Source organism: Cupriavidus sp. 05L310, from assembly GCF_056398185.1.
The window spans coordinates 31,612-55,799 of record NZ_JBFTOX010000067.1 but is presented as its reverse complement, the minus strand read 5'-3'; the positions used below and the strand labels follow the sequence as shown (position 1 = coordinate 55,799).

The following is a 24,188-nucleotide window of genomic DNA, read 5'->3' as shown; positions in this document are numbered from 1 at the left end:
CCACCCCTTCCCATCCCGAACAGGACCGTGAAACGACTCCACGCCGATGATAGTGCGGATACCCGTGTGAAAGTAGGTAATCGCCAGGCTCTCCCTTGAAACCCCCCAGTACGAAAGTACTGGGGGGTTTTGCTTTTGCGGCGGCGATTCACGCTGCTCCTTCGGAGTTTTGCGCCGAAACAAGCACAGCGCTCTGATCCGCTCGTGGCGAAAAGGCCGATTAAAGCCTGCTTCAAGCAAACCTTCTTGTCCGCGATCGCCAGCACAAGGTACAGGTCCAGTCGCAAGTTAGCGCGATGACGGCAGAAGAACCCGCATTCCTCGCTTCACTGCCGTGAAGCCGATCGTAACCAACGCCCCGGCCAGCAGACCGATCATCGCATTGATCAGCATCGGTGCCGCTATTTCCAGTCCACTGCCGAGCAACGGTACTTCCCCAAGCATTTGCGTTGTTACCTCCGTCAGGCGATGCATGCCAGGAAATCCGTGTGCCAGTATCCCGCCGCCAACCAGGAACATTGCCACGGTACCCACAACGGAAAGTATACGCATTAGCCAAGGCGCCAGCCGAAGAACCCCGCGGCCCACGGCTCGCGCGAGGGTGGAGGCTTTCTGACTAAGATACAGGCCGGCATCGTCGAGCTTGACGATGCCGGCCACTAGCCCGTAGACACCCACTGTCATGACGAGGGCGATGGCGGACAGCACGGCCACCTGCGTACCAAACGGCGCGCCGGAGACGGTCCCCAGTGAGATCACGATGATCTCGGCGGACAGGATGAAATCCGTGCGCACCGCGCCGCGGATCTTCGCCTTCTCGTCAATTGCTGAATCCGTCGGAGGATCTTGTGCCTGATGCTCGCCAGGAGGATCTACTTCGCTCCGTGACTCTCCGTGCATGAAGCGGTGCGCGATCTTTTCAAATCCTTCGTAGCAAAGGAACGCGCCGCCCACCATCAGCAGTGGCACGATCGCCCAAGGGGTCGCAGCACTGATTGCGAGCGCAGCCGGTACCAGAATCGCCTTGTTGCGCAAAGAACCCACCGCAACCGACCACACAACCGGCAACTCGCGATCGGCTTTCACGCCGCTGACCTGTTGCGCATTGAGGGCAAGATCGTCGCCCAGGACACCAGCGGTCTTCCTGGCAGCCACCTTGCTCATGGTTGCCACATCGTCAAGGATCGAGGTGATGTCGTCGATCAACAAAAGCAGGCTGGTGCCGGCCATATTTCAAGCTCCCATGTCGGTGCTGAGTAGGAGAGGCCCTTCAGGTGATCAAGGCCGCATGGCAAGATATTGCCATATGGAAAGACGGCGATTGATCCCATACCCACTCTATTTGGGGGCGATCCTGGCGGTTCGCCTTCAGTGGGCTGTTAGCTTGCAGGCTAAAATCGAGCGAGAACCGTTCGCTTCCTCGGCCGTAGGGGAAATATCTAAAATCAATGCTTGTCGCGTCATTCCTGTTGCGCGGCTTGGGCGTCGCGTCGTGGCAGTGGAGCCAACTCGCGAATTGCGTCAGGAGGGGCAGCGCATCCATTCGAGTTTGCCCATCGAATGGCTGGATGACGAACTGCCATACCTAGTGGGTATGCGATCCAGGCAAGAGCAGTTCGATCTGATTTGCTTTTGAGATGGCTGATTTTTACTGTGAACCTGTCGCACGATGCTTTGCCAGGCGCCTTACTGCGGTACTCAACGGACCTGCGGTGGCTGACGATCCCCCCGCTATCGGTCGGCCCAGGTGTAGCCGTGATAGTCAGGAGACGCGCCTGTTAAGCGTTGGCAATCGCCCGGCGATAATGTTCAGCGGAGTCCAAAATCGCTTGGTCAAGGTTCGCTTGTGCAATCGCCATCGTGTGAGATGCTCCTGGCGCTGAGCATCTAGGCACCTCGTAGAACTTTGATTCCGCACTCTCATTCGCTCGATGAGGCTCATGCCTGGCGCTTCTGGCTATGCGCGCTGGTTTGCCGTCATGCTAGGATTTTGCCAGGCTCTGGGAGATAGCCATGGTTCAAAAGCTGTTCCACGAATTGCCCGTGAATGAACGCGGCGACTTTGAATCCGCCTGCGCGCGGCATGGATTTGTTCGAGAAGACTTCGAGGTGAGCGAGGAAGAGGGCATTTCGCGAGGCAGCGGGGCGAGTCATATCCCCCGGAAAATCACTGTCGCCCGAGTGGGCGGAGACGTCCAAGTCTATCCCGCAGCTACCGGCATTTCGTGGACAGTCGCATTTGAACGAGATCTGGAGCGCGGCGAATTTGGATTCCCTCTTGCGGACTAGCTAAGGGATGGGAGAGGTCGCTGCGTGGAAGAAACGGGGGAGGGGTATGCTGAAGCAGGCTAGATCGAGCCGGTGGTGCTGACACCGGCGGTTGCAAGTATTCCCACCGTGGGAGGATGGCGGGAATGGAACCCGGCTTTGGGATGCACAAATGAAAACAGCGCCTTGGTTAAGGCGCTGTTTTGCAGGGCAAATTCTTGGGGTGGCTGATGGGACTCGAACCCACGACGACAGGAATCACAATCCTGGACTCTACCAACTGAGCTACAGCCACCGTAGAGGTTGCTCAGCTGGCTGCTGAGCAACGAAGAACAAGATCATACAATACCAAAAGGCGGATGGCTAGCACTCTGCACAAATTTTTTCTCTGCGCTGCCTTATGCGATTTCAGCCGGTTAGGTCGGTTACCGCGACGCGCGCAAGTGAGTGCTGCCGTAACCCACCTATGAAAGCTTGGCCGACTCCTCCAGCTCAAGCATGCGGCAGATGGCTGCCATGCTGCCCACCATGGTGCGTCGTTGCGCACCCTGGTAGATACGCACGCCTTTGGATTGGCGGAATGGTACGGGCTTGACGGGGCGGCGGGCGGAGAGGCGGTTGGCTGGCAGCATGGCTACACCTGGTGACTTGCAACAACAGTTAGCGGTGCCCGACTAGCGGGCGGCGTTGGCACAATCGGGCGTCGGCGTGATACGGGCTTGCCCGCCTCAGCCGCACTCGTCAGAAGCCGCTGGGTCGGATCAAGCCGACGGCGATACCTTCCAGAGAGAATTCTTCGCGGCCGGGGCGCACGATGATGCTGGGGAAATCGGGATTCTCGGCAATGAGTTCGATCGAGTCGCCGCGGCGGTTGAGGCGTTTGACGGTGACGTCGTCTCCCAGTCGCGCAACGACGATCTTGCCGTTCGGGGCCTCGCTGGCACGCTTGACCGCAAGCAGATCGCCATCGAGGATGCCGGCGTCCCGCATGCTCAGGCCACGTACCCGGAGCAGGTAGTCAGGTTGCACGTCGAACACCGAAGCGTCGACCTGGTATTGGCGATCGATGTGTTCTGCGGCAAGGATCGGGCTACCGGCCGCGACGCGCCCGACCAGGGGCAGCGTCAGTTGCATCACGCCGGCCATTGGCAGCGAGAATTGGTCTGGTAGTTCTGAGTCGCTGCGCGAAACCTTGAGCCGGATGCCGCGCGAGGCGCCGGGGGTGAGTTCGATTACGCCCTTGCGGGCCAGAGCCCTCAGGTGTTCCTCGGCAGCATTGGGCGATGAGAAGCCGAACTTGGCGGCGATCTCGGCGCGTGTGGGCGGAAAGCCCGTGTGCTGGAGGCTGCTGCGAATCAGATCGAAAATCTGCTGCTGTCGCGGTGTCAGGGTCGCCATGGTCGCCGTGTTGGAAAGCACTGTATGTTTAAACAGTATGCTGTGATTTTATACAGTATCGAGTGAAGTGCAAGCGGAATTTTGGGAGTTTGCGCATCGACAGGTGCGTCAGGCGAGGCTCGCCGCGCCGTGCGGCGTGAGCCTGGGCGTTACAATTCGCGGCACTTGCAGCCTAATTTTTCGCTCGCTGCTTAACCTTTCTGGCTTTCGATCTCTATCTCGCCATGTCCCTCCTGCCTCGTGTCGTCGTGCTTGCTACCGGTGGCACCATTGCCGGTTCTTCATCCAGTGCTGCCAGCAGCGCGAAGTACCAGGCGGCCACGGTGCCTGTGACGGCGCTGCTTGATGCTGTGCCGGCGCTCGGTGCCGTGGCCCGCGTCGAGGCGGAGCAGGTGGCGCAGGTGGATAGCAAGGACATGTCGTTCGTCCTCTGGGCCCGGTTGGTTGAACGCGTTGCGTTCTGGTCTGCGCAGGCCGATGTGGCGGGCATTGTGATTACCCATGGCACCGATACGCTGGAGGAGACGGCAATGCTGCTGCATCTGGCATGGGTGGGCACGGTGCCGGTGGTGCTGACGGCGGCGATGCGGCCTTCGACCTCCCTGTCGGCCGATGGTCCCTTGAACCTGCTGGACGCGGTACGGGTGGCTGCCAGCGCCGGGGCGGCGGGCAAGGGCGTGCTACTGGTGATTAATCAGGAAATCCATGCCGGGCGGGATGTGGTGAAGGGACATACGTCAGCGGTCAACGCTTTTGTGTCGCCGCTGGCTGGCCCGATCGGGTTCGTGCAGGACGACCTCGTGCGATTTGTCCGTGCGCCCCGGCTGTTGCCGGACCGGGCCTGGGCCGTGCCGTGCAAGTGGCCGCAGGTGGAGATTATTGCTAGTTACGCGGAGCCCGGCCGGTTGGTGGTGGATGCTTTGGCGCAGGCAGGTGTGGCGGGGCTGGTCGTGGCGGCCGCAGGCAACGGGTCGGTTCACCAGTCGCTGGTCGATGCGCTGGTGGACGCGGCCGGGGCGGGAGTGGCCGTGGTGCGTAGCTCGCGCACCGGGGCAGGGCATGTGGCAATGCCGGCACCTCCACGACCGGCTTCAGGTGCCTTCGTTTCTGCAGGCGATCTCAATCCATATAAGGCGCGCGTGCTCCTGATGCTGGCCCTGGCGACAACGCCCGGACTGGCTGCGGATCCCGCTGCGTTGCAGGCGCTCTTCGCCGAAAACTAAGGCGGCTTGCTCCAAAAGGCAAAAGCACGCTATACTTTAAGGCTATCCAACCTTGCTGCACCGGACATGGCGCCCGGGCGGCTTATCCAAAAGGAGCGTCAATGCGTCATTACGAAATCGTATTTATCGTCCATCCGGACCAGAGCGAACAAGTTCCGGCCATGATCGAGCGTTACAAGACGCTGGTCACGTCGCAGGAAGGCCAGATCCACCGTGTGGAAGACTGGGGCCGCCGTCAGATGGCCTACATGATCCAGAAGCTGGCCAAGGCTCACTACGTTTGCCTGAACATCGAATGCGGCAAGGAAACCCTGGCTGAACTCGAACACGCGTTCAAGTTCAACGACGCGGTGCTGCGCCACCTCATCGTTCAGACCAAGAAGGCCGAAACCGCACCGTCCCCGATGATGAAGGAAGTGCAGCGCGAAGAAGCCCGCAAGGCCGCGCAACAGACCAGCGAAGTCCAGGCCGCCTAAGTGCGGACTGTTGTGGTTGCCGTGGGCGTTGAACGCCGCGGCGGCAAGTGCGGGCATCGGTGCGGGAGAGTGCGTTGAACCAGCTAAGGCTCTGCGCAACGCTCGCGGAACGCGATGCCTTGCGTTACACCCCGGCCGGGGTCCCCGTTGTCAACTGCATCTTGCAGTACGCGGGCGAGACGGTCGAGGCGCAAACGCCCAGGCAGGTGGAATTCGCCATCGCCGCCATGGGAATCGGTCAGATCGGCCAGCGGCTTGAGCGGACTCCGCTCGGCGCGATGCTCGACTGCGAAGGATTCCTGGCCCGCAAGCACCGCAACAGCAAGGCTCTCGTCTTTCACATCACTGGATGTAAAGCATTCGAAAAGGATTGAATCATGGCATTCGTCAAACGTGACAACAAGAACAAGAAGCGCTTCCAGCAGCAAAACCCGCTGTTCAAGCGCAAGCGCTTCTGCCGCTTCACCGTGGCTGGCGTGGAACAGATCGACTACAAGGATCTGGACACCCTGAAGGATTTCATCGGCGACAACGGCAAGATTACCCCCGCCCGCCTGACCGGCACCAAGGCGCACTATCAGCGTCAGCTCGATACGGCTATCAAGCGCGCGCGTTTCCTCGCGCTGATGCCTTACACCGACCTGCACAAGAACTGATCGGCCCTAGGTCCGTTAAGGAGAAAACACGATGCAAATTATTCTGCTTGAGAAAGTCATCAATCTGGGCAACCTGGGTGACATCGTTCGCGTGAAGGACGGCTATGCCCGTAACTTCCTGATCCCGAACAAGAAGGCCCGCCGTGCTACCCAGACCGCTATCAGCGAGTTCGAAGTCAAGCGCGCTGAACTGGAAAAGGCAGCTGCCGAGAAGCTGGCCGCGGCCCAGGGCGAAGGCGAAAAGCTGAACGGCCTGACCGTGCAAATCACCCAGAAGTCGGGTGTGGACGGCCGCCTGTTCGGTTCCGTCACCAACGCCGACATCGCCGAAGCGCTGGCTGGTCAAGGCTTCAAGGTTGAGAAGGCGCAAGTGCGCCTGCCGAATGGCCCGCTGAAGATCGTCGGCGACCATCCGGTCAGCGTTTCGCTGCATACCGACGTGCTGGTCGACGTGACGGTTTCCGTCCTGGGCGAACACGTCTAAGCACTGATCTCGCTACCGGTCCCGCTTGCCTGTTGGGCTGGCAGGGCCGGTTGCCGGTATCGGGCTTGACCAAACAAAAAGGCAGGAGCGTTTTGCTCCTGCCTTTTTGTTTGGCCGCTACCCTCGTTTGCATCATTGCCACAGGGCTGGTTGTCCCGCCGTCACTTGGCCGGACGCGGTAACAACCGGCTGCGAATTCTCCCCCGGCTGTCTGGCGGCGACCGTTATAATCCCTTCCCATGAACGCGCCCGTCGCAGACCCCCAACTAGATAATCTCAAGGTTCCACCGCACTCCATCGAGGCCGAGCAATCGGTGCTGGGTGGCTTGCTGCTGGACAATGCCGCCTGGGACCGTATCGCCGATTTCCTGTCCGAAGCGGACTTCTACCGCTTCGATCACCGGATGATCTTCCAGAGCATCTCCCGGTTGATCGCCGCCACCAAGCCCGCCGACGTCATCACTGTCTACGAGACGCTTCAGGTCGCTGGCAAGGCGGAGGAGGTGGGCGGGCTGGCCTATCTGAATTCGCTGGCGCAGAACACACCTAGTGCTGCCAATATCCGCCGCTATGCGGAAATCGTGCGCGAGCGTTCGGTGCTGCGCAAGCTGGTCACCGCGGCCGACGATATCGCCAGTGCGGCCTTCGCCCCCAAGGGGCGCGAAGTGCGGGAACTGCTCGACGAAGCCGAATCGAAGGTGTTCGCCATTGCCGAGGAGGGCTCGCGCGGGCAGAAGGGCTTCCAGGAGATCCAGCCGCTGCTGACGCAGGTGGTGGAGCGCATCGACGAGTTGTACCACCGTGACTCGAGTACCGACGTGACGGGCGTGCCGACGGGATTCATCGATCTGGACCGCATGACCAGCGGCATGCAGGCGGGCGACCTGATCATCGTTGCCGGGCGCCCCTCGATGGGTAAGACCGCCTTCTCGCTGAATATCGGCGAGCACGTGGCGGTGGAGCAGGGCCTGCCCGTGGCGGTGTTCTCGATGGAAATGGCCGGCACACAGCTGGCCATGCGTATGCTTGGCTCGGTCGGCCGCCTGGACCAGCACCGCCTGCGTACCGGCCGCCTGCTCGACGAGGACTGGCCACGGCTTACACATGCCATCCAGCGCATGAACGATGCCCAGTTGTTCATCGACGAAACCCCGGCGCTGAGCTCGATGGAACTGCGGGCCCGCTCGCGGCGGCTGGCGCGCCAGTGCGGCCAGCTTGGCCTGATCATCATCGACTATTTGCAGTTGATGTCGGGTTCGGGCGGCGGTGAAAACCGCGCGACCGAAATCTCGGAAATCTCGCGTTCGCTCAAGGGGCTGGCCAAGGAACTCAACTGTCCGGTGATCGCGCTCTCGCAGCTGAACCGAAGCCTTGAGCAGCGGCCCAACAAGCGCCCGGTGATGTCCGACTTGCGTGAATCCGGCGCTATCGAACAGGATGCCGACGTGATCCTGTTTATTTACCGTGATGAGGTCTACAACCCGGATTCGCAGGACAAGGGCACGGCCGAAATTATTATCGGTAAACAGCGTAACGGCCCCATCGGGACCGTGCGCCTGACTTTCTTGGGTCAATTCACGAAGTTTGACAACTTCAGCGGCGGCCCCGCTTTCTTCGATAACGATACCTGAAGCCTGTCCTGGCGCGGCTTGCCGGGCATCGTGGCTCGGCTGCGATGGTGGATTGTCCATGCCGCTTGTCAAAGTCCTCCGGCTTCGCTCCACAACCCTGTAAAATATTGCGTTTTGATGACAGCCGCCCCAGGGCGGCTGTCATGCAATGCGTACCTGCCTCATTCAGCAATAACCCGCGGCGCCCCCGCGCTTCGACAAGGAACATTCCATGTTCGGCCGATTCATGCCCACCGAGGGCAAGTTCTTCGAATACTTCAACCAGCATGCCGATTGCGCGGTGACCGCCGCCCGCGAGCTGGAGGTGCTGGTCAACGATCTGCCCAATGCCGAGGCGCATGCGCGCCGCGTGCAGGCCACTGAAAAGAAGGCTGATCGCATTACGCACGACACGATCGACCTGCTGCACAAGACCTTCATCACGCCGCTGGACCGCGACGAGATTCACAAGCTCATCACCACCATGGACGATATCCTCGACCTGATGGAAGACGTGGCGGAAACCATCTCGCTGTACGACGTGACCAGCCTGACGGACGAGGCGCGCAAGCTCGCCGCCATCTGCGTGCAGTGCTGCGACCAGGTCAAGATCGCGGTCGGCCTGCTTGAAGACATGAGCAATGCCAGCGCGATCCTGAAGACGGCACAGCAGATCGACCAGCTCGAGTCCGAGGCCGATCGCGTAATGCGCGCGGCGATGTCCAAGCTGTTCCGCGACGAGACGGACGTCAAGCGCCTGATCAAGCTGAAGGCCATCTACGAGCAACTGGAAACCATCACCGACAAGTGCGAGGACGTTGCCAACATCATCGAAGGCATCGTCCTGGAAAACGCCTGAGGCACACATCGGAATGCAGACCATACAAATGAGCTTGTGGGTGATCGCCCTGCTGGTGGCGCTCGCCTTGCTGTTCGATTTCATGAACGGCTTCCACGATGCCGCCAACTCGATTGCCACGGTGGTGTCGACGGGCGTGCTCAAGCCGCACCATGCGGTGGCGATGGCCGCCATGTGCAACGTGGTGGCTATCTTTATCTTCCACCTCAAGGTGGCGGCCACGGTGGGAACCGGCACGATCGACGTCAATATTGTCGATCACTATGTCATCTTCGGCGCCCTGATGGGTGCCATTGCCTGGAACCTGATCACCTGGTACTACGGCATTCCCTCGTCGTCCTCGCACGCGCTGATCGGCGGCCTGGTTGGCGCCGCGGTGGCCAAGAGCGGCACCGGTGCGCTGGTTGGTGGTGGCTTGCTCAAGACCGTGGCCTTTATCGTGATCTCACCGCTGCTGGGTTTCCTGCTCGGTTCGCTGATGATGGTGATCGTGGCCTGGACGTTCTTTCGCACGCCGCCGTCGCGGGTGGACCGCTGGTTCCGCAGGCTGCAGCTGATCTCGGCCTCGCTCTACAGCCTGGGCCACGGAGGCAATGACGCGCAAAAGACCATCGGCATCATCTGGATGTTGCTGATCGCCAGCGGTCACGTGGCGCAGGGCGGCGCGGAGCCGCCGGTCTGGGTCATCGTTTCCTGCTACGTGGCGATCGGCATGGGTACCATGTTCGGTGGCTGGCGCATCGTGCGTACCATGGGCCAGAAGATTACCAAGCTCAAGCCGGTAGGCGGCTTTTGCGCGGAGACCGGTGGCGCGATCACGCTGTTCATCGCTTCGGCGCTGGGCGTGCCGGTGTCGACCACGCACACCATCACGGGCGCCATCGTCGGCGTGGGTTCGGTGCAGAAGATGTCGGCGGTGCGCTGGGGCGTGGCGGGCAACATCGTCTGGGCCTGGGTGCTGACCATTCCGGCTTCTGCCTTCATGGCAGCCATCGCGTGGTGGATCGGCCGGCACGTGCTCTGAGCGATCGGACACCTCTTCGACAAGAATGCAAAAAGCCAGGCGCAATGCCTGGCTTTTTGTTTGTTGCGGTGCGGGAGAGCGTATGCCGTCAGCGATTGGCGAATGCGGCGATGGGGTCGTCGTCCACCGGCACCGGCGGCACAACCGATGGCTGCGGCGCCGGTGAGGCAGCCGGCGGCGGCGTAAACCCTGTCGCGACCCGTCGGGCACCGTTGTAGCGGGAGGCCCAATAGGATTTGCTCATGTCCTCAAGGCGCACCGTGCCGCCGGTGGAGGGTGCATGGACAAAGCGGTTCTGCCCGACATAGATGCCGACATGCGAATTGGCGCGGCCCGTGGTATTGAAGAAAACCAGGTCGCCCGATGCCACCTGGCTGCGCTCCAGCGCGACTCCGCGATCGCCCATGGCTTCGGTGGTGCGCGGCAAGTTGACGTTGGCGGCGCGCAGCACGACATAGCGCACCAGGCCGCTGCAGTCGAAGCCGGAGTCAGGCGTATTGCCGCCGTAGCGATAGGGCGTGCCAACCAGGGACATGGCCTGGATGGACACTTCTTCGAGCCCGGCGCTGGGATCGACCATGGGCGGGGCCGATGCCCGGGACTGGGCGCCGGGCCGCGTCGGCGGAGCAGAGGCGCAGGCGGCAAGCAGCAGCGCAGCGGTGCAAAGCGCGGGCAGGCGGGCGCTGTCGAAGACGCCGGCCAGCAAAGGCGCGGGTCTTCCGGTATGGGCTATCTGGCGCGGTGGCATCCTTCTCGGTCCGGTCCCGGGTCAGGTGCCGCGCCAGTGGCGGGCAGGCAGCGAAGCTGCCGCCCGTGGGCCTACCAGCGCAACTGTGCGTTGTATGTGCCAGTACTGACGGTTATCGACTTGGCCTGACCCTTATAAGTCGCTTCGATATTGTAGCTGCCTTGCGGGGCCTTTATCAGGCACTTCGGGCCCGATGCCGTGAAGCTGGCCACTTCGTGGCCTTCTCGCGTCATGCGTACGGCCACATCGGCGACATATTCGCCGCGCTCGCCCTGGGTGAACAGGACGCCCATATTGAAGTTCTTTTGTTGCGCGGCCAGTTGTTGCTGTTCGTCCGCGGCGATACCGCCGCAAACATAGCTGACCGGGCCCATGGTGCGGATCACCATTTCGTCGGCAGCCAGCGCGGGAGCCGATAGCCATGAAAATGCGGCAATCACGATGCTGCCGGCGAGTGCCAGGCGCAATGGCCGCAATGGCCGCAATGGTCGTGATAGCTGTAGGGGCATGTACTTGCGGGCGCAAGCCAGATGGTGGTGCAGGTGGTTGTCCATCAATGTCTCCATCGATTCAACAAGCCGGAGGGGGCAAAAAAAGCGCCCGCCATTCGCCGGCACGCGAGGTGCCGATATGGCGGGCGCTCCGGATGCTTTGATGCTAGGCCAAGCCGGCAGACAAATCTGCCGGGTATGGTCCTACATGGGCTTCCGGTCGGTGGCCTTTACAGGACGTCCGCGGCATGATCGGCCAGGCGCGAGCGTTCGCCGCGCGCCAGCGTGACATGGCCACTGTGGCTCCACCCCTTGAACCGGTCTACCACGTAAGTGAGACCGGACGAGCCTTCGGTCAGGTAAGGCGTGTCGATCTGCGCGATATTGCCCAGGCAGATGATCTTGGTGCCGGGGCCGGCACGCGTTACCAGCGTCTTCATCTGCTTTGGCGTCAGGTTCTGCGCCTCATCGATGATGACGAACTTGTTGACGAAGGTGCGTCCGCGCATGAAGTTCATGCTCTTGACCTTGATGCGCGAGCGGATCAGTTCCTGGGTGGCGGCGCGGCCCCACTCGCCGGCACTGTCGTCGCTCTTTTGCAGCACTTCCAGGTTGTCGTCGAAGGCGCCCATCCAGGGCTGCATCTTTTCTTCCTCGGTGCCCGGCAGGAAGCCGATGTCCTCGCCGACCGGCACGGTGGCGCGGGTGACGATGATCTCGTTGTACAGCTTCTGGTCGAGCACCTGCTCCAGGCCCGCGGCCAGCGCCAGCAAGGTCTTGCCGGTACCGGCCTGGCCCAGCAGCGTGACGAAGTCGATCTCCGGATGCATCAGCAGGTTGAGTGCGAAGTTCTGCTCGCGGTTGCGCGCGGTCACGCTCCACACATTGTTCTTGTGGTGCGTGTAATCCTTGAGCGTCTGCAGCAGCGCTGTCTTGCCGTTGATTTCCTTGACCTGGGCGTACAGCGGCAGGCTGCCGTCGCTGGGCTCCATGTAGACGAACTGGTTGACCAGGAAGGAGGGCACCAGCGGGCCCGTCAGGCGATAGAACATCGCGCCGGACTTCGGGTCCTGCCAGCTTTCCACGCCCTTGCCATGCTTGGCCCAGAAGTCGTTGGGCAGCAGCATCACGCCCGAGTAGAGCAGGTCCTTGTCCTCGAGGACCTGGTCGTTGAAGTAATCCTCGGCGGGCAGGCCCAGGGCGCGCGCCTTGATGCGCATGTTGATGTCTTTCGACACCAGCACGACCTGGCGCTCCGGGAATTGCTGCTGCAACGCGCTGACCACGCCCAGGATCTGGTTGTCGGCCTTGCCCTGCGGCAGGCCGTCGGGCAGCTTGATCTCGTTGAGCTTGGTCTGCAGGAACAGCTTGCCTTGCGCGTCGCGGTTGCCCAGCTTGGCCAGCGGCAAGCCCTCGTCGAGCACGCCGTCGGTGCCGCCCACCAGCGCGTCCAGCGTGCGGCTGACGGTGCGCGCGTTACGGGCAACTTCGCTCATGCCCTTCTTGTGGTTGTCCAGCTCCTCGAGCGTCATCATCGGCAGATAGACGTCGTGCTCTTCGAAGCGGAACAGCGAGGACGGGTCGTGCATTAGCACATTGGTGTCCAGCACGAACAGCTTGCTGGGACCAACGTGTTTTTGTGCGCGGCGATTGGTGGTGCTCGGTACTGGCTTGGCGGGCGCCGAGGGTACGGCGGCCAGCGGCGGTACGGACTTCAGCGAGGACGGAGGCGCTTCCTTGGTGCGCGCTCGCGTCGAACCGCTGGCGCGGGCCACCACGGCCGGCGCGCCTTCCGCTTGGCTATTTCCGGTTTCCAGCAAGGCCACACGCTCCAGCGCCGGCACAGGTTTCTTACCCTGCGACGCTGATTTGGCCTTGGTCAGCTTGGTCACCGGGGCGAATTCGCTCGGGTCAAGCAATTGGGCAGGCTTGGCGGGCATGGTCGGCAGCGGCATGCTTGGCTTTCCTTTCAGGGGGAGAAGACGGCTGGAAAACGGCGCAGGACACTGGCGCGGCCGCTTGGCGCCGCGGACTTGCCGATCGTGTCCTGTGCGTGGGGGCAGTACAAACAAAAAAGCCGCCAGACCTGGGGGGCAGGTTTGGCGGCTTTTTTTCGGACCGGAGACACGGCAGGTCCGCTACCGGCCTGTGGCAGGAAGCGCCTGGGCCGGGACGATGAAGCAGCGTGGCATCCGGAATCTGAACTCATTAAAGGTCAATGTATCCGAACGTTTTCTGTTTTGCAATCGCTGGCCGAGACGACTTGCGAGGGTGTTGCTGCGGCGCATTAAACATGCCGTCCGCCAGGGCCAGGGAATGGCCCGGCAACCGCCCGAATCAGAGCGCGCGGACGATCTGCAGGACTTCGTCGACGTGGTTGGGGACCTTGATGCCGCGCATGGCGTGCCGCAGGATGCCCTTGCCGTCGATGATAAAGGTGCTGCGCTCGATGCCGCGCACTTCCTTGCCATACATTTTCTTCATCTTGATGACATCGAACAGATGGCAGACGGCTTCATCGCCATCGGAGATCAGCTCAAACGGCAGTTCCAGCTTGGCCTTGAAGTTCTCGTGCGACTTCAGGCTGTCGCGCGAGATGCCGAAGACCACGGTGCCGGCCTTGACGAAATCGTCATGCTGGTCGCGGAAGTTCATGGCTTCGGTGGTGCAACCCGGCGTGTTGTCCTTGGGATAGAAATACAGGACGACGGTTTTGCCGCGCTGGTCGGCAAGGCTGAACGTGCCGCCGGTGGCGGGCGCGCTGAAATCGGGTACGGGCTTGCTGAGACTGACTGTCATTCTTATGGCTCCTGGGAGGGGCAGGAAGGGGGCGGCTGCATGAGTGCTGCCACCATGGTGGCGGCAGATGGGGGCGGGCCCGGAAACTTCAAGCGTGGCGCGGACTTAACTTGCGGCACCGCCCGGCAGGCGGCGCGGCGGACTCAGGCCGGGTCTTCCAGCAGCAGGATGGCCGCCACCTTGCGGCCTTCAGCCATCAGGATATTGTAGGTGCGGCAGGCGGCCTGGAGATCCATCGCGTCTACGCCCACATGCAGGCGCGCCAGGGACGCGGTCAGGCGGGGGTGGGGGAAGCGCAGGCGGTTGCCGGTGCCAAGCAGCACCACCTCGGGCGAGTGCGCCAGCAGGCCTTCGAAATGCGCCGGCTCCAGGTCTTCGAAGCGCTGCACCGGCCAGGGCCGGATCTCGCCCTCGGGCATGACCAGCACGGATTCCGTGTAGCGCACCATATTGATGTCGATATAGCCCGGTCCGTAGGACGTCACCGTATTGAGAGCATTGGGCTGGTCAGCGTGGAGTTTCAAGGGCAAACCTTATCGGGCGCTGCCTTGGGCGGCCGTCCGGCACCCGGCCGGGCCGCGCAAGGCGGGTTGAGAGCATTTTGGGGCAGGTCGGGAGGGGGTTGCCGTCGCGGGGGCCGGGTGACGGCGCCGTACGCTGCAATGCAAGAATCCCTGCCGAAGTCTGTCATAATCCGATAAATTATAGCTTTTGCCTTCCTGCCTGCCACGTTTTGCGTTGCATCGCAGCGGATGCGCACAACGGGCCGCTCCTTTCCCACCCAGATTCCCTAGATTGCCGCCGCCAGCCGGCGGCGCTTGCCTCCTGCCGACATCGCCGTGAAACCGATCCAGAAATCCAATAAGCTCAACAATGTTTGCTATGACATCCGCGGCCCGGTGCTGGAGAAGGCCAAGCAGATGGAAGAGGAAGGCCACAAGATCATCAAGCTGAACATCGGCAACCTGGCCGTGTTCGGCTTCGACGCGCCGGAAGAGATCCAGCAGGACATGATGCGCAACCTGCCCAACTCGGCAGCCTACTCGGATTCCAAGGGCATCTTCGCCGCGCGCAAGGCGATCATGCACTACACGCAGCAGAAGAACATCGAGGGCGTTGGCCTGGACGATATCTACGTCGGCAACGGCGCCTCGGAACTGATCGTGATGTCGATGAACGCGCTGCTCAACAGCGGCGACGAAGTGCTGGTGCCGGCGCCGGACTACCCGCTTTGGACAGCCGCCGTGAGCCTCTCGGGGGGCACCCCGGTGCACTATGTGTGCGACGAGGCCAATGAATGGATGCCCGATCTCGACGATATCCGGGCCAAGATCACGCCGAATACCAAGGCGATCGTCGTCATCAACCCCAACAACCCCACCGGCGCGCTGTACTCGGACGAACTGCTCAAGAGCATCGTGACGATCGCGCGCGAGCATGGGCTGATCATCTTCGCGGACGAGATCTACGACAAGGTGCTGTACGACGGCCATACCCACACCTCGATCGCCTCGCTGTCGACCGATGTGCTGACCGTCACGTTCAACGGCTTGTCGAAGAACTACCGCTCGTGCGGCTACCGGTCCGGCTGGATGGTGGTGTCGGGCGACAAGCGGCCCGCCCTGGACTATATCGAGGGGCTGAACATGCTGTCCTCGATGCGCCTGTGCGCCAATGTGCCCGGCCAGTGGGCCATCCAGACCGCGCTGGGCGGCTACCAGAGCATCAACGACCTGGTGAACGAAGGCGGGCGCCTGCGCCGCCAGCGCGATATTGCCCATGAACTGATCACGCAGATTCCCGGCGTCACCTGCGTCAAGCCCAAGGCCGCGCTTTACCTGTTCCCCAAGCTCGACCTGTCGATGTACCCGATCCAGGACGACCAGGAGTTCATCTACGAACTGCTGCAGGAGTCCAAGGTACTGCTGGTGCAGGGTACGGGCTTCAACTGGGGCAAGCCCGACCATTTCCGTATCGTGTTCCTGCCGCACGAGGAAGACCTGCGCGAGGCCATCGGCCGCGTTGGCCGTTTCCTCGAGGCATATCGCAAGCGCCACGGCCACGCGGCCTGAGCGGCCCTGAACCGGTCCGTTTGCGGCGTCATTCATTTTTCAGCAACTCAGAGTCAGATCGTCCATGAATCCCATCAAAGTAGGCCTGCTTGGCATCGGTACCGTCGGTAGCGGCACGTTCAACGTGCTGCAACGTAACCAGGAGGAAATCCGCCGCCGCGCCGGGCGCGGCATCGAGATTGCCATGGTGGCCGACCTCAACACCGAGCGCGCCCGCGAGCTGACCGGTGGGCAGGTCGAGGTGGTGGCGGACGCCAACGAAGTCGTCACCCGTCCCGAGATCGACATCGTGATCGAGTTGATCGGCGGCTATGGGATTGCCCGCGAACTGGTGCTCAAGGCCATCGCGAACGGCAAGCACGTGGTCACCGCCAACAAGGCGCTGCTGGCCGTGCATGGCAACGAGATCTTCGAGGCCGCGCGCAAGAAGGGCGTGATCGTCGCCTTCGAAGCCGCTGTGGCCGGCGGCATCCCCATCATCAAGGCGCTGCGCGAAGGCCTGACCGCCAACCGCATCGAGTGGATCGCCGGCATCATCAACGGCACCACCAACTTCATCCTGTCGGAAATGCGCGACAAGGGCCTGGACTTCGACACCGTGCTCAAGCAGGCCCAGGCGCTGGGCTATGCCGAGGCCGACCCGACCTTCGACATCGAAGGCATCGACGCGGCTCACAAGATCACGCTGATGAGCTCGATCGCCTTCGGCATGCCGGTGCAGTTCGACAAGGCCTATGTGGAGGGCATCACCAAGCTGTCGGCCGTGGATATCCGCTACGCCGAAGAGCTGGGCTACCGCATCAAGCTGCTGGGCCTGACGCGCCGCCGCGAAAACGGCATCGAGTTGCGCGTGCACCCGACGCTGGTGCCGGCCAAGCGCCTGATCGCCAATGTGGAAGGCGCCATGAACGCCGTGCTGGTGCAGGGCGACGCCGTGGGCGCCACGCTGTACTACGGCAAGGGCGCCGGCGCCGAGCCGACCGCCTCGGCCGTGATCGCCGATCTGGTCGACGTGACCCGCCTGCACACCGCCGATCCCGAGCACCGCGTGCCTCACCTGGCGTTCCAGCCGGATGAGCTGTCCAGCGTGCCGGTGCTGCCGATCGAGGAGGTCACCAGCTCGTACTACCTGCGCATGCGCGTGGCGGACGAGACCGGCGTGCTGGCCGACATCACCCGCATCCTGGCCGACGCCGGCATTTCCATCGATGCCATGCTGCAGAAGGAATCGCGTGAAGGCGAGCCGCAGACCGACATCATCATGCTGTCGCACCTCACCCTGGAGAAGCAGGTCAACGCCGCCATCGCCAAGATCGAAGCGCTGCCGACCGTGCTGTCGGCCGTCACGCGCCTGCGCATGGAAGAACTGAACTGAACGCACCGATGAAATACCAGTCGACGCGCGGCCATGAGATGCCGCAAACCTTCTCCGAGATCCTGCTGGGCGGCCTGGCGCCGGACGGCGGCCTGTACCTGCCGCAGGAGTACCCGCAGGTCACGGCCGACGAGCTGGAGGCCTGGCGCAAGCTGTCGTACGCCGATCTCGCCTTTGAAGTGCTGTCCCGCTTCTGCGACGACATCCCGGCTGAGGACCTGCGTGCGCTGGCGCGCAAGACCTACACCGCCGAGGTGTACTGCAACGCCCGCCCCGGCGACAATACCGCGGATATCACGCCGCTGCGCACGCTGGGCGCAGAGGGTGGCGCGCCGCTGCAACTGCTGGGCCTGTCCAACGGTCCCACGCTGGCCTTCAAGGACATGGCCATGCAGCTGCTCGGCAACCTGTTCGAGTACGCGCTGGCGCGCGCCGGGCAGGAGCTGAACATCCTCGGCGCCACCTCCGGCGACACCGGCAGCGCGGCGGAATACGCCATGCGCGGCAAGCGCGGCATCCGCGTGTTCATGCTCAGCCCGCACCGCAAGATGAGCGCGTTCCAGACCGCGCAGATGTTCAGCCTGCAGGACCCGAACATCTTCAACCTGGCGGTCGAAGGTGTGTTCGACGACTGCCAGGACATTGTCAAGGCGGTCTCCAACGATCTCGACTACAAGGCCCGCCAGAAGATCGGCACGGTCAACTCGATCAACTGGGCGCGCGTGGTGGCCCAGGTGGTGTATTACTTCAAGGGCTGGCTGCTGGCTACCGACGGCCCCGGCCAGAAGGTGTCGTTCTGCGTGCCGTCCGGCAATTTCGGCAACGTCTGCGCCGGCCATATCGCGCGCATGATGGGCCTGCCGATCGACAAGCTGGTGGTCGCGACCAACGAGAACGACGTGCTCGACGAGTTCTTCCGCACGGGCACCTACCGCGTGCGCAAGTCGGCCGAGACGTATCACACCTCCAGCCCGAGCATGGACATCTCGAAGGCTTCGAACTTCGAGCGCTTCGTGTTCGACCTGCTGGGCCGCGACGCCGGCAAGCTGGCGACGATGTTCCGCGACGACATCGACACCAAGGGTGGCTTCGACCTGTCCGGCACGCCGGAATTCGAGCGCATCCGCGCCTTCGGCTTTGTCTCGGGCCGCAGCACGCACGAGGACCGCGTTGCCACCATCCGCGACCTGTCGGGGCGTTACGGTATCACCATCGACACCCATACCGCCGACGGCATCAAGGTCGCGCGCGAGCATCTCACGCCCGGCGTGCCGATGCTGGTGCTGGAAACCGCGTTGCCGGCCAAGTTCGCCGACACCATCCGCGAGGCGCTTGGCCACGAGCCGGAGCGTCCGGCCAGCTTCGAAGGCATCGAAAACCTGCCGCAGCGCTTCGAGGTGATGCCGGCCGAGGTGGACCTAATCAAGGCTTATATCGCCGGCCACACGGGCCTGTAGGCGCCAGCCCGTGCAGGCGGCGTTCCTGCCGCCTGCGCGCCAACTCGCTACAATCAGACTTGCCGAGCTGAATCGCACGGCCCTCGCATTGCCCCGGATGTATCGGCGGCGGTACGCGGGCCGTTTCCCATGGCGGATGGATGGCCATGGGTTTGCTGTCTCACGCTGACTTACCTACCTGTTCCCGTCATGACCCAAGCTGCCGCGCCCGCCCGTCCCCCCATGCTGACCATGGCCGAGGCTCTCGAAGCCTTGCTGGCCGGCGCCAGCCCGATCGCCGAAGTCGAGCGCATCGCCACGCTGGACGCCAACGGGCGCGTGCTGGCCGCGCCGGTATCTAGCACGCTGGACGTGCCGCCGGCCGACAATACGTCGATGGACGGCTACGCCATGCGAAGTGCCGACGTGGCCGCGCCGGGCGCGCGGCTGCGGGTGGCCCAGCGCATTCCCGCCGGCCATGTCGGCACGGCGCTGGCGGCCGGCACGGCTGCCCGCATCTTCACCGGTGGCCTGATCCCGCCGGGGGCGGACGCGGTGGTGATGCAGGAACAATGCGTGGCGGAAGGCGACGATGTGATCGTCAATCACGCGCCGCAACCGGGCGAGTGGATCCGCCGGGCCGGCGAGGACATCCGCGCCGGCAGCGTGATCCTGCCAGCCGGCACGCGGCTCACGCCGCAGGCGCTGGGGCTGGCCGCCTCGGTAGGGCAGGCGGCGCTGGACGTTGTGCGGCGCGTCAAGGTGGCGGTGTTCTTCACCGGCGACGAACTGGCCATGCCGGGCGAGCCCCTCAAGCCCGGTGCCATCTACAACTCCAACCGCTTCACGCTGCGCGGACTACTGGAAAACCTGGGGTGCGAGGTCAGCGATTTCGGCATCGTGCCCGATACCCTGGCCGCCACGCGCGACACCCTGCGCCGGGCCGCCGATGGGCATGACCTGATCATCACGTCCGGCGGCGTCTCTGTGGGCGAGGAAGACCACATCAAGCCGGCCGTGGAGGCGGAAGGGCGGCTCAACCTGTGGCAGATCGCCATCAAGCCGGGCAAGCCGCTGGCCTTCGGCGAGGTAGCGCGCGGCGATCAGGCGCCGGCCTATTTCCTGGGCCTGCCGGGCAATCCGGTCTCCAGCTTCGTGACGTTCCTGCTCTTCGTGCGGCCCTTTATCCTGCGGCTGCAGGGCGTGCAGAACGTGTTGCCGCGCCGGCTGCCGCTGCGCGCCGATTTCGACCTGCCCAAGGGCGACCGCCGCAATGAATTCCTGCGCGTGCGCGTCAACCAGGCTGGCGGGCTCGACCTGTTTCCCAACCAGAGTTCGGGGGTGCTGACCTCCACCGTGTGGGGCGACGGCCTGGTCGACAATCCGCCCAACCAGGCGATCGCGCGGGGCGACACCGTGCAGTACATCGCTTTCGACGGCCTGCTGGCATGAGGAGCGAGACCGCCATGCATATCGAGTTGCGTTTTTTTGCCAGCGTGCGCGAGCAGCTGGGCCTGGGACAGGAGCGGGTCGAGGTGCCCCCGGCGGTGGCCACCGTTGCGGACCTGCGGCGGTGGCTGGGCGCCCGCGGCGGCGCATGGGCCGAGGTGCTGGCTGAAGGCCGGGCCTTGCGCATGGCCGTGGACCATGAGGTGGCGAGCGCGGACAGCATGCTGGCCGACGGCTGCGAAGTGGCGTTTTTCCCGCCGGTGACCGGAGGCTGACATGAGCGTTAGAGTGCAGCGCGAGGATTTCGACCTGGGCGCGGAGGTGGCGGCATTGCGCCACGGCCAGCCGGGCGTGGGCGCGGTGGCCAGTTTCGTCGGCACCGTGCGCGACATGAACGACGGCAGCGCGGTCAGCGCGATGGAACTGGAGCACTATCCCGGCATGACCGAAAAGGCGCTGGCGCGGATCGAAGCCGTTGCGCGTGAGCGCTGGGAACTGCTCGGCGTCACCATCGTGCATCGGGTCGGACCCCTGCTGCCGCTGGACCAGATCGTGCTCGTGGCGGTGGCCTCCGCGCATCGCGGCAATGCGTTTGCCGCCTGCGAGTTCATCATGGATTACCTCAAGTCCGAAGCGCCGTTCTGGAAAAAGGAACAGACGCCGGAGGGCGAGCGCTGGGTCGACGCGCGGGTGACCGATGAGTCCGCGCTGGCGCGCTGGGGCATTCGCTCGCTGAATGCCAGCGGGGAGGCGCCGGAAGGCAGCGCCACCCCGGTGCAGGCGGAAGACACGGGTATCAAGCACTGATGGGCGGGCTCGGTTTTGTTGCGGTCGGGGTCGGTGCCGCGATGGGGGCCTGGCTGCGGTGGGTGTTCTCGGTCCTGTGGAATGCGGCCAACCCGGCGCTGCCCTATGGCACGCTGACGGCCAACCTGGTGGGCGGTTACCTCATCGGCCTGGCGGCAGGATTCTTTGGCGCGCACGCGGATCTGTCGCCCGAATGGCGCCTTCTGGCCGTGACCGGCTTCCTGGGGGGGCTGACCACCTTTTCCACCTTTTCCAGCGAGGTTGTCGCCAACCTGATGGCGGGCGACTATGGCTGGGCGGCGGTTCACCTGGCCGCGCATCTTGGCGGCTCGCTGCTGCTGACCGCGCTGGGCTTGTGGACCTACCGGCTGCTGGCCTGAAGGTAGCGGCTCATGGCGCCGGTGCAGCGGGCAAGCCAGGCCAGTCAAGCATCCCAAGCAAGGCGGTGTTGAAGGCCGCCGGCCGCTCCATATGTGGGGCATGGCCGGTGCCATCGACGGTGGCAAGGCGCGCGGCCGGTTGCAGTGCCAGTGTGGCCAGGCCCACGGCCGGCGCATAGAGTCGGCTGTGCTGCCCGACCAGGTGGAATAAGGGAAGGCGAGCCTGGCGCAACGCCGGGCGATAGTCCTGGCGCGCCATGTCTTCCCACAGCGCGGCGAGCGCGTCCGGCGCGCACTGCCGCATGATGCCGGTGATGCGGCCTGATTGCGCCGCATCGGGTTCGCTGCCGGCGGACCAGAGTCCGGCGCGCACCGAATCGATCAGGCTGGGCCAGTCCTTGCGCACGTGCATGGCCATTCTTGCGGCCTGGACCCTGTCGTAGCATCCGTGCAAGCCGTGCGGCCATTCCGCGTCTCCGACCAGGCGCGGCGTCATGTCGATGGCGCCGACGGCGGCCAGCGGCAGCGCGGGATGGCCGCGCATCAGTTCCCAGGCCACCATCGCCCCCATCGACCATCCGACCACCACGACGTCCCGCAGGCCCAGGTGCCCGATCAGCGCTGCCGCATCCGCGGCCAGCCGCGCAATGCTGGCTTGCCCCGCATGCGGCAGCGCAGCAGACAAGCCGTGTCCGGCGTGGTCGGGGGCGATTACGCGATAGCCGAGTCGCGCCAGCGCGCGCTGGCCGTCGAAGGCTTCGCCGGATAGCGACCACCCGTGCAGGAGCAGCAACGCTTGCCCGCTGCCCGTCTCCCGCCAGCCTGGCCGGGCCGCGCTGGCGGCGTGGACGGCGAAGGCCGGAGCCAGGCCGGCTGGCTCGGCTAGCGTGGCATGGGGCGCCGTGTGAGAAGCATCCAATGGCGATGGTTCCAGTCGATGTGTTGGCCTGCCAGGCGGCGTGCCCATGTTCCCCGGATGGGTGGCAGGGCTCCGGGTAAGCGATGTATTGACATTCGGATGGCTAACTTTATATCATGAAACATGAATCAGCTATCATGTTTTGAGGTCGGCCGGAGCGGGCAGTTGCCGCGGTGCAAGACCGCAATATAGCTGCCGAGATTCCGGCCCGACCGGCCACCGCGGAGCCCCGATGTCCCTTACCGAATCCGGCGTAAGCCAGCCCAAGACCGCACGCGGCCAGAAGACCCGCGAAGCACTGCTGCGCGCCGCTGAAAAAGTATTCGGAGAGAAGGGCTACTACGTGGCTTCGATCTCCGAGATCACGCAGGAAGCCGAGGTGGCGATGGGCACCTTCTACCTCTACTTCAAGGACAAGGAAGACATCTTCCGCGCGCTGGTGCAGCACATGCTGGAGCTGGTGCGCGCCCACTTGCGCAAGCACGTGGGGCCGGCGCAAACGCAGATCGAGGCCGAGCGGCTCGGGCTCAAAGCTTTCCTTTCCTTCGTGTCGCGCCACAAGAACCTGTACCGCATCGTGCTCGATTCCTACTCGGTCGACGAGACCATCTACAGCAGTTATTTCCAGGTCTTCGCCGACGTCTACAGCCGGCGCCTGGGCAAGGCCGAGGAGCAAGGCGAGATTTCGCCGGGCGATGCCGAAGTGCGGGCGTGGTGCCTGATCGGCATCAGCAATTTCCTCGGTATGCGCTACGCGCTGTGGAAGCGGCCGGCGTCGATGGACAAGGTGGTCGATACCGCCTTCGACATGATCTCTCACGGATTGGCCGCACGATGAGCGCGCTGGTACTGGTCGAGCGTAGCGGCAGCACGGCAGTGCTGCGGCTCAACCGCGCCGAGCGCCACAACAGCCTGGTGCCAGGGTTGCTGGAGGACTTGCTGGCGGCGCTTGAACGCGTGGAGGCCGATCCGGACGTCCGCGCCGTGGTGCTCGGCCATGCCGGCCGGTCGTTTTCCACGGGCGGCGACGTGGGTGCCTTTGCCGCTTTCCCGCCACAAAGCGCTGAACTGGAACAGTATGCGCACCGGCTGCTTGGCCTGCTGAACGCCGCCATCCTGCGCCTGGCGGCGCTGCGTTGCCCGGTGATCGCAGCGGTGGAGGGCTGGCTGACCGGCGGCGCGCTGGGCCTGGCGCTCGCCTGCGATATGACGGTGCTGGGCGAGGGCGCGCGCATTGCGCCGTACTACACGGTGGTGGGCTTCAGCCCGGACGGCGGCTGGACCGCCATGCTGCCCCAGATGATTGGTGCCGCAAGGGCGCGCGCGATCCAGCTTGAGAACACGACGTTGACCGCGGGGCAAGCCGCCTCGCTGGGCATGGTCACGCATCTCGCGCCTTCCGGCGAAGCCGAGGCCATGGCGCTGTCACTGGCGGCCGGACTGAAGGACAAGGTAGCCGGCAGCGTGGCGAGTACGCGCGCGCTGCTGCGCTGGGACCCTGAGGTCCTGGCGCACGGCCTCGAGCGAGAGCGCGCGGCGTTTGTGGTGCAGGTGACGCGCGCCGAGGCCGCCGCCGGCATGCGCCGCTTCCTGGGCGGCGCGGATGCGGGCTGAAGGAGCGGAGCAATAGGGCGGCCACGGTCAATCGCCGCGATCAGCAGTTATCGAGCAGCATCTCTACTTGCAACAATAAGAGAAACAGAGAAACCCAAAG

At 63.7% G+C, this 24,188-nt stretch carries 27 protein-coding genes, 1 tRNA gene and 1 rRNA gene; 19 read left to right on the top strand and 10 right to left on the bottom strand.

Translation table 11 applies throughout. The annotated features are described in order from the left end of the window. Positions 1-89: ribosomal RNA gene (gene rrf, locus AC1DS6_RS35575) — 5S ribosomal RNA — on the top strand; the annotation flags it as partial. Positions 90-288: 199 nt separating this feature from the next. Here the strand turns inward: rrf and AC1DS6_RS35570 are convergent. Further along, on the bottom strand, positions 289-1,230 hold the full coding sequence (locus tag AC1DS6_RS35570) for a DUF808 domain-containing protein (protein WP_477104239.1): 942 nt from the start codon (positions 1,228-1,230) through the stop codon (positions 289-291). 783 nt (positions 1,231-2,013) lie between these two features. Between AC1DS6_RS35570 and AC1DS6_RS35565 the strand changes: the two genes are divergently transcribed. Continuing rightward, entirely contained in the window at positions 2,014-2,289 is a 276-nt protein-coding gene (locus tag AC1DS6_RS35565) for a hypothetical protein (protein ID WP_441630795.1), read from the top strand. A gap of 198 nt (positions 2,290-2,487) precedes the next feature. On the opposite strand, the gene AC1DS6_RS35560 is transcribed toward AC1DS6_RS35565, so the two are convergent. From AC1DS6_RS35560 to lexA, 3 genes are all read right to left on the bottom strand, one after another. Continuing rightward, positions 2,488-2,563, bottom strand: a tRNA-His gene (locus AC1DS6_RS35560). 169 nt (positions 2,564-2,732) lie between these two features. After that, entirely contained in the window at positions 2,733-2,900 is a 168-nt protein-coding gene (locus AC1DS6_RS35555) for a hypothetical protein (RefSeq protein WP_200876818.1), read from the bottom strand. A gap of 109 nt (positions 2,901-3,009) precedes the next feature. After that, positions 3,010-3,666, bottom strand: coding sequence for a transcriptional repressor LexA (gene lexA / locus AC1DS6_RS35550; RefSeq protein WP_035872382.1), 657 nt, complete (start codon positions 3,664-3,666; stop codon positions 3,010-3,012). A 224-nt stretch (positions 3,667-3,890) separates the two neighbouring features. On the opposite strand from lexA, the gene AC1DS6_RS35545 reads away from it, so the two are divergent. The 8 genes from AC1DS6_RS35545 (at position 3,891) to AC1DS6_RS35510 (ending at position 9,998) form a co-directional block, all read left to right on the top strand. Further along, positions 3,891-4,889, top strand: coding sequence for an asparaginase (locus AC1DS6_RS35545; protein WP_441630792.1), 999 nt, complete (start codon positions 3,891-3,893; stop codon positions 4,887-4,889). A gap of 101 nt (positions 4,890-4,990) precedes the next feature. After that, positions 4,991-5,365 (top strand): 30S ribosomal protein S6, encoded by a 375-nt coding sequence (gene rpsF / locus AC1DS6_RS35540; protein ID WP_006163598.1) that lies wholly within the window; start codon positions 4,991-4,993, stop codon positions 5,363-5,365. A gap of 74 nt (positions 5,366-5,439) precedes the next feature. After that, positions 5,440-5,739: a primosomal replication protein N gene (gene priB, locus AC1DS6_RS35535; RefSeq protein ID WP_017228959.1), complete on the top strand. Its 300-nt coding sequence runs from the start codon at positions 5,440-5,442 to the stop codon at positions 5,737-5,739. Between the two features lie 3 nt (positions 5,740-5,742). Beyond that, on the top strand, positions 5,743-6,021 hold the full coding sequence (gene rpsR / locus AC1DS6_RS35530) for a 30S ribosomal protein S18 (protein WP_006163606.1): 279 nt from the start codon (positions 5,743-5,745) through the stop codon (positions 6,019-6,021). Positions 6,022-6,052: 31 nt separating this feature from the next. Beyond that, positions 6,053-6,505, top strand: a complete 453-nt coding sequence (gene rplI, locus AC1DS6_RS35525; RefSeq protein ID WP_441630790.1) for a 50S ribosomal protein L9 — start codon at positions 6,053-6,055, stop codon at positions 6,503-6,505. 239 nt (positions 6,506-6,744) lie between these two features. Beyond that, complete coding sequence (locus AC1DS6_RS35520; RefSeq protein ID WP_035872375.1) at positions 6,745-8,136, top strand: replicative DNA helicase; 1,392 nt, start codon at positions 6,745-6,747, stop codon at positions 8,134-8,136. Positions 8,137-8,347: 211 nt separating this feature from the next. Beyond that, positions 8,348-8,974 (top strand): DUF47 domain-containing protein, encoded by a 627-nt coding sequence (locus AC1DS6_RS35515; protein WP_035872371.1) that lies wholly within the window; start codon positions 8,348-8,350, stop codon positions 8,972-8,974. 13 nt (positions 8,975-8,987) lie between these two features. Continuing rightward, positions 8,988-9,998 (top strand): inorganic phosphate transporter, encoded by a 1,011-nt coding sequence (locus AC1DS6_RS35510; RefSeq protein ID WP_045239979.1) that lies wholly within the window; start codon positions 8,988-8,990, stop codon positions 9,996-9,998. A gap of 88 nt (positions 9,999-10,086) precedes the next feature. Here AC1DS6_RS35510 and AC1DS6_RS35505 read toward each other — a convergent pair whose 3' ends face one another. The 5 genes from AC1DS6_RS35505 to AC1DS6_RS35485 form a co-directional block, all read right to left on the bottom strand. After that, positions 10,087-10,746, bottom strand: coding sequence for a C40 family peptidase (locus AC1DS6_RS35505; protein ID WP_441630787.1), 660 nt, complete (start codon positions 10,744-10,746; stop codon positions 10,087-10,089). 71 nt (positions 10,747-10,817) lie between these two features. Beyond that, the gene (locus tag AC1DS6_RS35500) at positions 10,818-11,255 is read right to left on the bottom strand and encodes a hypothetical protein (protein ID WP_441630796.1); all 438 of its coding nucleotides are present in this window, start codon (positions 11,253-11,255) and stop codon (positions 10,818-10,820) included. 212 nt (positions 11,256-11,467) lie between these two features. Then, positions 11,468-13,192 carry a PhoH family protein gene (locus AC1DS6_RS35495; RefSeq protein ID WP_441630785.1) on the bottom strand — a complete coding sequence of 575 codons (1,725 nt, stop codon included), beginning with the start codon at positions 13,190-13,192 and terminating at the stop codon, positions 11,468-11,470. Between the two features lie 382 nt (positions 13,193-13,574). Continuing rightward, entirely contained in the window at positions 13,575-14,036 is a 462-nt protein-coding gene (locus AC1DS6_RS35490) for a peroxiredoxin (RefSeq protein ID WP_035872353.1), read from the bottom strand. 143 nt (positions 14,037-14,179) lie between these two features. Then, positions 14,180-14,560: an Mth938-like domain-containing protein gene (locus tag AC1DS6_RS35485; protein ID WP_035872350.1), complete on the bottom strand. Its 381-nt coding sequence runs from the start codon at positions 14,558-14,560 to the stop codon at positions 14,180-14,182. A gap of 315 nt (positions 14,561-14,875) precedes the next feature. Between AC1DS6_RS35485 and AC1DS6_RS35480 the strand changes: the two genes are divergently transcribed. The 7 genes from AC1DS6_RS35480 to crcB all read left to right on the top strand — a co-directional run bounded on the left by AC1DS6_RS35480 (position 14,876) and on the right by crcB (position 21,555). Beyond that, the gene (locus AC1DS6_RS35480; protein WP_441630782.1) at positions 14,876-16,108 is read left to right on the top strand and encodes a pyridoxal phosphate-dependent aminotransferase; all 1,233 of its coding nucleotides are present in this window, start codon (positions 14,876-14,878) and stop codon (positions 16,106-16,108) included. A 64-nt stretch (positions 16,109-16,172) separates the two neighbouring features. Beyond that, entirely contained in the window at positions 16,173-17,483 is a 1,311-nt protein-coding gene (locus AC1DS6_RS35475) for a homoserine dehydrogenase (RefSeq protein WP_441630780.1), read from the top strand. An 8-nt stretch (positions 17,484-17,491) separates the two neighbouring features. Next, positions 17,492-18,940, top strand: a complete 1,449-nt coding sequence (gene thrC / locus AC1DS6_RS35470) for a threonine synthase (protein ID WP_477104238.1) — start codon at positions 17,492-17,494, stop codon at positions 18,938-18,940. Positions 18,941-19,129: 189 nt separating this feature from the next. Continuing rightward, the gene (locus tag AC1DS6_RS35465; protein ID WP_477104237.1) at positions 19,130-20,371 is read left to right on the top strand and encodes a molybdopterin molybdotransferase MoeA; all 1,242 of its coding nucleotides are present in this window, start codon (positions 19,130-19,132) and stop codon (positions 20,369-20,371) included. A 14-nt stretch (positions 20,372-20,385) separates the two neighbouring features. Continuing rightward, on the top strand, positions 20,386-20,643 hold the full coding sequence (gene moaD / locus AC1DS6_RS35460; protein ID WP_035872339.1) for a molybdopterin converting factor subunit 1: 258 nt from the start codon (positions 20,386-20,388) through the stop codon (positions 20,641-20,643). Between the two features lies 1 nt (position 20,644). Beyond that, the gene (gene moaE / locus AC1DS6_RS35455) at positions 20,645-21,175 is read left to right on the top strand and encodes a molybdopterin synthase catalytic subunit MoaE (protein WP_477104236.1); all 531 of its coding nucleotides are present in this window, start codon (positions 20,645-20,647) and stop codon (positions 21,173-21,175) included. Next, on the top strand, positions 21,175-21,555 hold the full coding sequence (gene crcB, locus AC1DS6_RS35450; RefSeq protein ID WP_035872335.1) for a fluoride efflux transporter CrcB: 381 nt from the start codon (positions 21,175-21,177) through the stop codon (positions 21,553-21,555). Before moaE ends, crcB begins: the two co-directional genes overlap by 1 nt. 10 nt (positions 21,556-21,565) lie before the next feature. Here the strand turns inward: crcB and AC1DS6_RS35445 are convergent, their stop codons facing one another. Next, positions 21,566-22,474, bottom strand: coding sequence for an alpha/beta fold hydrolase (locus tag AC1DS6_RS35445; protein WP_477104235.1), 909 nt, complete (start codon positions 22,472-22,474; stop codon positions 21,566-21,568). A gap of 232 nt (positions 22,475-22,706) precedes the next feature. Between AC1DS6_RS35445 and AC1DS6_RS35440 the strand changes: the two genes are divergently transcribed. Further along, positions 22,707-23,312 (top strand): TetR/AcrR family transcriptional regulator, encoded by a 606-nt coding sequence (locus AC1DS6_RS35440; protein WP_006161576.1) that lies wholly within the window; start codon positions 22,707-22,709, stop codon positions 23,310-23,312. Then, the gene (locus AC1DS6_RS35435) at positions 23,309-24,088 is read left to right on the top strand and encodes an enoyl-CoA hydratase/isomerase family protein (RefSeq protein ID WP_477104234.1); all 780 of its coding nucleotides are present in this window, start codon (positions 23,309-23,311) and stop codon (positions 24,086-24,088) included. Before AC1DS6_RS35440 ends, AC1DS6_RS35435 begins: the two co-directional genes overlap by 4 nt. Positions 24,089-24,188 lie beyond the last annotated feature (100 nt).

What these genes read in the sequence shown, in the direction of transcription:
- AC1DS6_RS35570 (WP_477104239.1), bottom strand. Translation starts at nt 1,230, where the DNA reads ATGGCCGGCACCAGCCTGCTTTTGTTGATCGACGACATCACCTCGATC.
- AC1DS6_RS35565 (WP_441630795.1), top strand. Translation starts at nt 2,014, where the DNA reads ATGGTTCAAAAGCTGTTCCACGAATTGCCCGTGAATGAACGCGGCGAC.
- AC1DS6_RS35555 (WP_200876818.1), bottom strand. Translation starts at nt 2,900, where the DNA reads ATGCTGCCAGCCAACCGCCTCTCCGCCCGCCGCCCCGTCAAGCCCGTA.
- lexA (WP_035872382.1), bottom strand. Translation starts at nt 3,666, where the DNA reads ATGGCGACCCTGACACCGCGACAGCAGCAGATTTTCGATCTGATTCGC.
- AC1DS6_RS35545 (WP_441630792.1), top strand. Translation starts at nt 3,891, where the DNA reads ATGTCCCTCCTGCCTCGTGTCGTCGTGCTTGCTACCGGTGGCACCATT.
- rpsF (WP_006163598.1), top strand. Translation starts at nt 4,991, where the DNA reads ATGCGTCATTACGAAATCGTATTTATCGTCCATCCGGACCAGAGCGAA.
- rpsR (WP_006163606.1), top strand. Translation starts at nt 5,743, where the DNA reads ATGGCATTCGTCAAACGTGACAACAAGAACAAGAAGCGCTTCCAGCAG.
- rplI (WP_441630790.1), top strand. Translation starts at nt 6,053, where the DNA reads ATGCAAATTATTCTGCTTGAGAAAGTCATCAATCTGGGCAACCTGGGT.
- AC1DS6_RS35520 (WP_035872375.1), top strand. Translation starts at nt 6,745, where the DNA reads ATGAACGCGCCCGTCGCAGACCCCCAACTAGATAATCTCAAGGTTCCA.
- AC1DS6_RS35515 (WP_035872371.1), top strand. Translation starts at nt 8,348, where the DNA reads ATGTTCGGCCGATTCATGCCCACCGAGGGCAAGTTCTTCGAATACTTC.
- AC1DS6_RS35510 (WP_045239979.1), top strand. Translation starts at nt 8,988, where the DNA reads ATGCAGACCATACAAATGAGCTTGTGGGTGATCGCCCTGCTGGTGGCG.
- AC1DS6_RS35505 (WP_441630787.1), bottom strand. Translation starts at nt 10,746, where the DNA reads ATGCCACCGCGCCAGATAGCCCATACCGGAAGACCCGCGCCTTTGCTG.
- AC1DS6_RS35500 (WP_441630796.1), bottom strand. Translation starts at nt 11,255, where the DNA reads ATGCCCCTACAGCTATCACGACCATTGCGGCCATTGCGGCCATTGCGC.
- AC1DS6_RS35495 (WP_441630785.1), bottom strand. Translation starts at nt 13,192, where the DNA reads ATGCCGCTGCCGACCATGCCCGCCAAGCCTGCCCAATTGCTTGACCCG.
- AC1DS6_RS35490 (WP_035872353.1), bottom strand. Translation starts at nt 14,036, where the DNA reads ATGACAGTCAGTCTCAGCAAGCCCGTACCCGATTTCAGCGCGCCCGCC.
- AC1DS6_RS35475 (WP_441630780.1), top strand. Translation starts at nt 16,173, where the DNA reads ATGAATCCCATCAAAGTAGGCCTGCTTGGCATCGGTACCGTCGGTAGC.
- thrC (WP_477104238.1), top strand. Translation starts at nt 17,492, where the DNA reads ATGAAATACCAGTCGACGCGCGGCCATGAGATGCCGCAAACCTTCTCC.
- AC1DS6_RS35465 (WP_477104237.1), top strand. Translation starts at nt 19,130, where the DNA reads ATGACCCAAGCTGCCGCGCCCGCCCGTCCCCCCATGCTGACCATGGCC.
- moaD (WP_035872339.1), top strand. Translation starts at nt 20,386, where the DNA reads ATGCATATCGAGTTGCGTTTTTTTGCCAGCGTGCGCGAGCAGCTGGGC.
- moaE (WP_477104236.1), top strand. Translation starts at nt 20,645, where the DNA reads ATGAGCGTTAGAGTGCAGCGCGAGGATTTCGACCTGGGCGCGGAGGTG.
- crcB (WP_035872335.1), top strand. Translation starts at nt 21,175, where the DNA reads ATGGGCGGGCTCGGTTTTGTTGCGGTCGGGGTCGGTGCCGCGATGGGG.
- AC1DS6_RS35440 (WP_006161576.1), top strand. Translation starts at nt 22,707, where the DNA reads ATGTCCCTTACCGAATCCGGCGTAAGCCAGCCCAAGACCGCACGCGGC.
- AC1DS6_RS35435 (WP_477104234.1), top strand. Translation starts at nt 23,309, where the DNA reads ATGAGCGCGCTGGTACTGGTCGAGCGTAGCGGCAGCACGGCAGTGCTG.